Source organism: Candidatus Methylomirabilota bacterium (assembly GCA_035764725.1).
Classification (GTDB): domain Bacteria; phylum Methylomirabilota; class Methylomirabilia; order Rokubacteriales; family CSP1-6; genus DASRWT01.
Window position 1 is genome coordinate 1 of sequence record DASTYT010000089.1, and the last position, 8090, is coordinate 8090.

General features: G+C 70.2%; 8 protein-coding genes. 5 read left to right on the forward strand and 3 right to left on the reverse strand.

The annotated features are described in order from the left end of the window. Positions 1 to 1147 (forward strand): pitrilysin family protein (locus VFX14_13945; GenBank protein HEU5190785.1); only part of this gene is annotated, 1147 nt, incomplete at its 5' end. 5 nt (positions 1148 to 1152) lie between these two features. After that, on the forward strand, positions 1153 to 2475 hold the full coding sequence (locus VFX14_13950) for a pitrilysin family protein (GenBank protein ID HEU5190786.1): 1323 nt from the start codon (positions 1153 to 1155) through the stop codon (positions 2473 to 2475). Here VFX14_13950 and VFX14_13955 read toward each other — a convergent pair. After that, the gene (locus tag VFX14_13955; protein ID HEU5190787.1) at positions 2450 to 3175 is read right to left on the reverse strand and encodes an HAD family hydrolase; all 726 of its coding nucleotides are present in this window, start codon (positions 3173 to 3175) and stop codon (positions 2450 to 2452) included. The two genes, VFX14_13950 and VFX14_13955, sit on opposite strands and share 26 nt — an antisense overlap. Further along, complete coding sequence (locus VFX14_13960) at positions 3172 to 4134, reverse strand: PD-(D/E)XK nuclease family protein (protein HEU5190788.1); 963 nt, start codon at positions 4132 to 4134, stop codon at positions 3172 to 3174. The genes VFX14_13955 and VFX14_13960 overlap by 4 nt, the downstream gene beginning before the upstream one ends. 157 nt (positions 4135 to 4291) lie before the next feature. On the opposite strand from VFX14_13960, the gene VFX14_13965 reads away from it, so the two are divergent. From VFX14_13965 to VFX14_13975, 3 genes are all read left to right on the forward strand, one after another. After that, positions 4292 to 4630, forward strand: coding sequence for a hypothetical protein (locus VFX14_13965; GenBank protein ID HEU5190789.1), 339 nt, complete (start codon positions 4292 to 4294; stop codon positions 4628 to 4630). Positions 4631 to 5319: 689 nt separating this feature from the next. Continuing rightward, positions 5320 to 6174: a dienelactone hydrolase family protein gene (locus tag VFX14_13970; GenBank protein ID HEU5190790.1), complete on the forward strand. Its 855-nt coding sequence runs from the start codon at positions 5320 to 5322 to the stop codon at positions 6172 to 6174. Positions 6175 to 6205: 31 nt separating this feature from the next. After that, positions 6206 to 7102, forward strand: coding sequence for a metal-dependent hydrolase (locus tag VFX14_13975; GenBank protein ID HEU5190791.1), 897 nt, complete (start codon positions 6206 to 6208; stop codon positions 7100 to 7102). A 7-nt stretch (positions 7103 to 7109) separates the two neighbouring features. Here the strand turns inward: VFX14_13975 and VFX14_13980 are convergent. Beyond that, the coding region (locus VFX14_13980; protein ID HEU5190792.1) for an FtsX-like permease family protein at positions 7110 to 8090 on the reverse strand (981 nt) is incomplete at its 5' end.

Consider the following 8090-nt stretch of genomic DNA (forward strand, 5'->3'; position numbering starts at 1 on the left):
CGGGGTGGGCGTGCGCTACGAGAAGCCGGACGAGCTCGGCTACGCGCACTTCCAGGAGCACATGCTCTTCAAGGGCACGGACAAGTGGGGGCCCGGCTACATCGATCGCGCGGTGGAAGGCGTGGGCGGGCGCTCGAACGCAGTGACCTCGTTCGACTACACGACGTTCTACATCGTGGTGCCGCGCGAGGCCACGGAGACCGCCATCCAGCTGCTCCACGACATGGCCTTCCGCTCCGCCTTCGAACCCGAGGAGATCGGCCGCGAGCGCGACGTCATCTTCGAGGAGGCGCGCATCGAGACCGACAACCCCCGCACCGCCATCGTGCGCCAGCTCTACGGCATGGTGTTCGAGGGCCACCCGTACGGCCGCCCGGTACTCGGCGTGCCGGCGACCATGAACGCGGCCACGCGCGAGCGCCTCAAGGCGTTCAACAAGTACTACTACACCCCCGAGAACATGACGCTGGTGGTAGCGGGGCCGGTGGATGAGCGCGAGGTGCGAGCCATGGTCGATCGCACCTTCGGCCGGGTGCCCCGGCGTGGCTACACAACGCCGCCCGTGCCCGCGCCCAAGCCCATTGTCGGCGTCAAGCGCCGCGACGTGGAGCGGCCCGAGCAGCAGGCTCTGCTCGCGATGGGCTGGGCGGCGCCGCGCTCGGACGATCCCGACGGCTACGCCATCGATCTCCTCGCCTCCATCCTCGCGGGGACGGAGTCGAGCCGCCTCGCCAAGCGGCTCCGCGACGAGGAGCGGATCGTCACGGGCATCACCATGAGCTACGCCGCGCTGGTGGCCGGCGGTATCGTGTCGCTCCGCGCGGAGCTCGAGGCCAAGGACCTCGCGCGGTCCGAGCAGATCATCCTGGAAGAAATCGCGAAGATCCAGGAGAGCGGCCCCACCGAGGAGGAGCGGCAGCTCGCGGTGACCAAGTTCGAGTCCGAGCACGCCTTCTCCGTGGAGACCTCGGAGGGCCTCGCGAACGCGTACGGCGTCGCCGAGACCACATGGGTGCTCGAAGAAGAGCTCCGCTACGTGGAGCGGCTGCGTCAGATCACCCGCGAGCAGATCCGCGACGCCGCCCGGCACTACCTCTCGCGCGAGAACTACGCGCGGCTGGCCTTCATCCCCCGCAAGGAGCGCTGAGCGCCATGCGCCGCCGTGAGTTCCTCGCCACTGCTGCTGGGCTCGCCGCGTGGACCGCGCGGCCCGCCGCGGCCCGCGCGCAGACCACCTCGGCCACCGAGGGCGTCACGCGGACCCGGCTCCCCAACGGCTTCACCCTGCTCGTCCGCGAGAACCCGACCGCGCCGGTGGTGGCGATGTCGCTGATCGCCCGGACCGGCACGCGCTGGGAGACCCCTCGGGAGGCGGGGATCGTCAATCTCCTCCAGCTCATGATCGTGCGCGGCACCGAGAAGATGGACGGCGGCCAGATCGTGGAGGCGGCCGACCGTATGGGCGGGAGCATCGACGCCTACGGCGACTCGGATTACGCCGAGGTCCCCGCCACCGCCCTGTCCCGCTACGCCGCGGGGATCCTCGACCTCGTGGCCGACGTGGCGCTGAGCCCGACCATCCCCCAGAGCACCACCGACGCCGTGCGCGACTTCATCCTGAACCAGATCCGCAATCGCGGCGACAAGCCCTACGACGTGGCGGCGGACACGTTGCTCGCGAGCCTCTTCGGCGACCACGGCTACGCCTGGAGCCCCACCGGCCGCCGCGATGCGGTGGAGCGGATCGATCGCAATGCGCTCATCGAGGAATACCGGCGCTTCTACGTGCCCGGCGAGCTGGTGCTCGGGGTGAGCGGCCGGGTGCGCGCGGGTGAGGTGCTGGACCAGGTGCAGAAGCGCTTCGGCGGTGAGATGCCGGGTCCGCGTCCGCCGCTCCCGCAGGTCACGCTGCCGCCCATGGCCGCCTCCCGCCAGGTGCTCGAGGTGCCGGGCGCCCAGGCGCAGATCCTCTCGGGCGGCCCCGCGCCCAGCATGACCGAGCCCGACCACGCCGCGGTGAAAGTGCTGGGCGCGATCCTCGGCGGCGGGCTGGCCGCGCGCTTCTTCTCCGAGCTGCGCGACCAACAGGGGCTCGCCTACACCACCGGGCTCCTCTATCCCACGCGCGTCGACCGGTCCTACGTGCTCGCCCAGCTCGGGACCGCGCCCGAGAACGTCGAGCGTGCGGAGGCCGCGCTCCGCGAGCAGCTCGAGCGCATTCAGCGCGACCCGGCCACCGCGGAGGAGATCCGGGTGGCCAAGGCCTACATCCTGGGCAATCTCGCCATGGATCGCCGCACCAACGCGCGGCAGGCCTGGTACCTCGCCGCCTACGAGGCGGCGGGCGTGGGGCAGGAGTACCTGGACAAGTATTCGGCGGACATCAAGAAGGTCACCGCCGCCGACGTGCAGCGGGTGGCGCGAAGCTACCTCGCCACGCTCCGCACCGTCATCGTCCGCCCGCCGAAGCCGTAGCGGCGTCGAGCAGCTCCGGGAACGCCCGGAGGATGCGGTCGGGCTTCACCGCGCTGCCATCCGGCAACCCGCGGCCGGGTCCATCGACCCAGGCCGCAGAGAGGCCGAGCCGCTGCGGCGCCGCCACGTCCCACTCGAGGTTGTCGCCGACCATCCACGCGCCGGCGACGGGCACGCGAAGGGTGTCGAGCACGTGCCGATACACCGCCTCGTCCGGCTTGCCCGCGCCGAACTCGCCCTCGATCACGATCGCGTCGAAGTAGGGCGCCAGCTCGTACTGCTCGATCTTGCGCCGCTGCTGGCGCGTGTCGCCGTTGGTGACGAGCGCCATCGGCAGACCCCGGGCACGCAGGCGTGCCAGCGCCTCGCGCACGCCCGGGTAGAGCGCCATCCGCCGCCAGCGGCTCTCCGCATAGGCCTCGGCCACCTCGGCGGCGAGACCGTTGCGCTCGGCGCCAATCTCGGCGAGCGCGTGCGCGACGATCTTGGTCCAGGCGCCCATCATGTCGGTGCGCTCCATCCGGTGCCGCGCGGGATCGTCCCACAGCCACCGGCGCGACCGAGCCACCTGGGGGATCAGGCGCGCAGGATCCACGCCGACGGGCGCGGCCACGCGGTGGCAAGCCCCCGCCCAGCATTCGTCCACCCCGCCCGAGTAGTCGAGCAGCGTGTCGTCGAGGTCGACGAGCAGCGCCTTCATGTCACTTCCTGGGGCGAGATCTCGGCCACCGGCTCGGCCTGGCCGAACGGCGGGAGCTCGGGGCGGCACACCTGGCGGAAGTTACACCAGCGACAGATGCGCAGGTCCTCCGCCCGCTCGAAGTCGGCCTCCTCGGCGAGGTTGCGCGCGGGGTCGCGGAGATATGCCTTCATGCCGCGAGCGGAGAAGCGAATGTGCTCGCGCACGCGGTCCAGGGCGCCCGCGTCCCAGGGATGGGGAGTGGCCTTGCCCTCGCGGAGATTGACCTCGTGGAGATCCACCCGCGAGGGATCCACGCCCAGCACCTCGAGCGCGTAGAGCGCGTAGCCCGCGAGCTGCAGCGACGCGTCGCCCCCGCCGCCGCCCGTCTTCCAGTCCACGAGCTGGAGGCGATCGGCGGTGCTCCAGTAGCCGAAGTCGGGCGCGGCGAACACGCGGATGCCCTCGAAGTCGAAGGCGTTGATGTCCTCGATGAGGACCCAGCGCTCGACGGGCGTGGCCTTGATGTCGGCGAGCAGCGGCAGACGGTGGAAATTCCGCAGGCAGCGCACGACATTGTCGCGGAGGGCCTGCCACTCGGCGTCGCGGATGGGCACGCCGTACTCGTGCTCGAAGAGCCCGGCCCGCTTCGGCCACTCCCGGTACACGCCCGCGCGCGAGCCCTTCCACTCCTGGCGCATCTGGCTCACCGTGCTCTCGATCAGCGAGGCCTCGGACAAGGCGTAGCCGTCGCGCATCGCGAGGAGCGCGCGCTCGATGGCTTCGTGCACCAGGCGCCCCGCCCACATCTGGCGGGTACCGAGCTGCTTGAGGATGTAGAGGAGCCGCGTGCGCTCGGCGGACTCCGCGTCCCAGCCTCCCCAGGCGCCGTAGTACTGGAAGTAGTACCGGCGGCGGCAGTCCTGGAAGGCGTTGTCCCGGGTCCGGGACCAGGAAAATTCGTTGACGAGATCGGCCACGGCCTCAGGATAGCAGGGTCCGCGACGATTGGGCAGCGAACCCGGCCCCAAGGAGGCGCTTCATGGCACGCGGGCTCTCCCTTCCCGCATCGCTCCTCGGCGTTCTCCTCTTGACCGCTTGCCCCGTGCCGGCCCTCGAGGGCGAGAAGCTCGGACCGTGCACTTCGAGACCTCGCGCTCGGCGGCGGCTCAGCCCGCGCTCGATCGCGCGGTGGCCATGCTGCACTCGTTCTGGTTCCAGATGGCGCTGGGCGCCTTCGGCGAAGTGGCGAAGATCGACCCCACGTGCGGCAGGGCGCACTGGGGCCAGGCCATGACCGGGTGGGCAATCCCCTGGCCGGGCCCCCGGTCGCACGTGGGCTCACCGAGGGCGGCCGTACAGCGCGCCAAGGCCATGGGCGCCAAGACCCCGCGTGAAATGGCCTATATCGGCGCGGTGGAGGCCTTCTACAAGGACGCCGACAAGGTCGACCACCGGATCCGCGCCCTCGCGTAAGAGAAGGCGCTGGAAGCCATCACCGCGCAGTACCCGAACGACCCGGAGGCGCCGATCTTCTCCGCGCTCGCGCTCAACATCACCTTCCTTCCCACCGACACGACGTACGCCAATCAGCTCAAGGCCGCGGCCAGCCGGACCACCCGGGCGCCGCCCACTCCCTGATCCACAGCTACAACTTCCTCCCCATCGCCCCGAAGAGCCTCACCGCCGCGCACCGCTACGCCTCGATCGCGCCGTCGGCGACCGCACGCCCTCCACATGCCGTCCCACATCTTCACGCGCGTGGGCGCCTGGGAGGAGTCCATCGAGTCCCACCGCGCCTCCGCGAAAGCGGCGATGCGCGGCCTGGGCGCCGCGCGGAGCGGCAATTCCGCGGGCGCCCGCGAGGCGTCGCTCCCCTGGAGGCGCTTCGTGATGCCATGGTGGCGGCGAAGAGCGGCTACTGGGCGGAGCAGGCGGAGATTCAGCGGCGCGGCGTCGAGGGGATGCCGCCAAGGCGCGCTGCTCCTACGATCGCGTGGCCGAGCTTGGCCACAAGGCCGACGCGGACCGACCGGAGGTGGCCGCCGCCCGCGCCTACCTCAAGAAGTAAGTCGTTGACGGGAGGCCATGCCATGGGTACCCTCCCCGGTCGCGCCGCTCGGCGTCTGCTTCGCACCGCTCGACCGGATCAAAAGGGAGCATGCATGTCCTCAGCATTCGACCCCGGCATCACGCGCCGTCAAGCTCTCGTGGGCACCGCGACCTTCGCCGGCTATGCGCTCGCAGTGGACAAGGTGCTCGCTCAGGCGATCAAGACCGACACCGAGGGCCTGGCCGCAGGCGACTTCGGGGTGAAGATCGGCAACTACGAGATGCCGGTCTACGAGGCCCGGCCGGCCTCCGGCGGGCCCCACCCGGCCATCATCGTGATCTCGGAGGTCTGGGGCGTGCACGAGTACATCCGCGACTGCGCGCGCCGCTTCGCCAAGGCCGGCTTCTACGCCGTGGCGCCTGAGCTCTTCAAGCGTGAAGGCGGGGTGGCGCAGCTTTCCAACATCCAGGACATCCTGAAGATCGTGTTCGCGGTCCCCCGCAAGCAGCTGCTGGGGGACATCCAGGCCGCGACGGTCTGGGCCAAGACGCGGCCGGGCGTGGCCGCCGGCAAGTTCGGCGTGACCGGCTGGTGCTGGGGCGGCTCCACCGCCATCCAAGCGGCGGCTGCCATCCCCGACATGAAGGCGGCGGTGGCGTGGTACGGCCCGCCCGGCCGCCCCTATGTCGATCAGCCCAATCCGGTCACGGGCTTCGACGTCGCCAAGGACATCAAGATCCCCTTCCTCGGCCTCTACGGCGAGAAGGACACCAGTATCAAACCCGAGGACGTCACCAAGTTCGGCGAGATGGTGAAGGCCGCCGGGAACCCCAACGTGGAGATCATCGTTTACCCTGGGGCGGGCCACGGCTTCCACGCCGACTACCGGCCATCCTACGACGCGGCCGCGGCGACGGATGCCTGGAAGCGCTGCACGGACCACTTCACCAAGTTCCTCAAGGCCTGAGGTCCAGGCCCGAGGCGAGGAGGAGCGCGCGATGTGTCAGATCGTCCCCGCATACCGTGGTCGCCGCGTGTCGGACCCGGAGGAGCGCGTGTCCGGTCTTGGTCGGCGCGACTTCCTCAAGCTAGCGGCTGGCGCCGCTGCTGTCGCCCTGACGGCTGCGTCGCCGACCTGGGCCCAGAACGCCAAGGTCGAAGTGCACTGGCTCGGGCAGGCCACGACCAAGCTGACCTCGCTCACCGGCAAGACCATCGTCATCGACCCCTTCCTCACCAACAACCCGAAGACGCCGCCGGCGATGAAGAACCTCGACGCGCTGGGCAAGATCGACCTGATCCTGGTCACCCACGGCCACGGCGATCACGTGGGCGACGTCGCGGAGCTCGCCAAGCGCACGGGCGCGCCGGTGGCCGGGCCGGGCGGCCTCCTGTCGACGCTGGTCGATCTCGGCTGGGTCCCGGCCGAAAAGGGCGTACGCTTCGGCAAGGGCGGAAAGATCAACCCCGCCGGGCCTCAGATCACGATCACCCAGGTGCGGGCCGAGCACTCCTCCGAGGTCACCGTCACCGACCCCACCACGAAGAAGTCCACGACCTATCCCGGCGGCGAGCCGGCCGGCTTCATCGTGGAGTTCGAGAACGGGTTCAAGCTCTATCACATGGGGGATACCGGGCTCTTCGGCGACATGCGCCTGATCGGCGAGTACTACAAGCCCGATCTCATCATGATCCCCATCGGCGGGCACTTCGTGATGGATCCGCGCGACGGCGCTTACGCCACGCGCGAGATGCTCAAGCCGCGCTTCGCCATTCCCATCCACTACGGCACCTTCCCCGTGCTGAAGGGAACGCCGCAGGAATATCAGGCCGCCCTGGGCAACGTCACCACGCAGGTCTTCCCGATCAGCCCGGGCGACAAGCTGAGCTTCTAGACGGCCGCTAACCTGCTCTCAGCGCGAGGGTAACAGGTAGACGTGCCGCGCGGATCGCGGGTGGGAGACCGCCCAGCGCGCCGATCACCAAGGCCCACGCGATCCCGCGCAGAATCAGGGCCGGCGTCACGCGGAAGTCGAAGGCGACCTGGGAGAACGTGTCGAAGTTGAGGGTGGAGAGCGTGGCGCCGTCGCAGTAGAGATACGCGAGGCCGCCGCCCAGCGCCCCGCCCAGCAGCGCCAGCACCAGCGCCTCGATCAGCACCGACACCACCACCGGCGCGCTGCCGAATCCGATCGCGCGCAGCGTGGCGATCTCCACCTGCCGGCTTGCGATGGCCGAGTACATGCAGTTCAGCGCCCCGAAGGTCGCCCCGACCGCCATGAACGCGGCCACGGTGTAGCCGAGCACGTTGATGAGGGTGGTGAGCACCTTGGACTGCTTGGCGTAGTACTCCGGCTCGCGAAACACCGTCATCGAGAGGCGGCGGTCGCGCGCGATCGAGGCGGTGAGATCGGCGAGGCCCGCGCTCCCTCCGTCGGCGAGCCGCGCGGTGATGGATTGAAAGCCGGTGCGGCGGTAGGCGGAGGCCGCGACCTCGGCGTCGGCCCAGATCTCGGACTCGTGCACGTCCCCTCCGCTCGAGAAGATGCCCACCACCGTCCAGTCGCTGTCGCGGAAGGCGATCCGCGAGCCCACCCCCAGCCCCTCGAACTGCTGCGCCGCGCGCCGGCCCACGATGACTTCCCGCACCCCCCTCTCGAAGGGACGCCCCTCCACGAGGCGAATCTCGTCGCGAATCGCGAAGGCGGCCGGCTGCACGCCGCGGAACGGCACATTGTTGGGATCGGTCTGGCCGCGGCGCGGCAGATCCACCATGACGACCAGCTCCGCGGAGGCGAGCGGGCGACCGGCGGCGTCGCGCGCGATGGCCGGCAGCGCGCCGACGAGCACCGCCTGGTCGCGTGACACGTTGCTCGACATCTC

What these genes read in the sequence shown, in the direction of transcription:
- VFX14_13950 (HEU5190786.1), top strand. Translation starts at nt 1,153, where the DNA reads ATGCGCCGCCGTGAGTTCCTCGCCACTGCTGCTGGGCTCGCCGCGTGG.
- VFX14_13955 (HEU5190787.1), bottom strand. Translation starts at nt 3,175, where the DNA reads ATGAAGGCGCTGCTCGTCGACCTCGACGACACGCTGCTCGACTACTCG.
- VFX14_13970 (HEU5190790.1), top strand. Translation starts at nt 5,320, where the DNA reads ATGTCCTCAGCATTCGACCCCGGCATCACGCGCCGTCAAGCTCTCGTG.
- VFX14_13975 (HEU5190791.1), top strand. Translation starts at nt 6,206, where the DNA reads ATGTGTCAGATCGTCCCCGCATACCGTGGTCGCCGCGTGTCGGACCCG.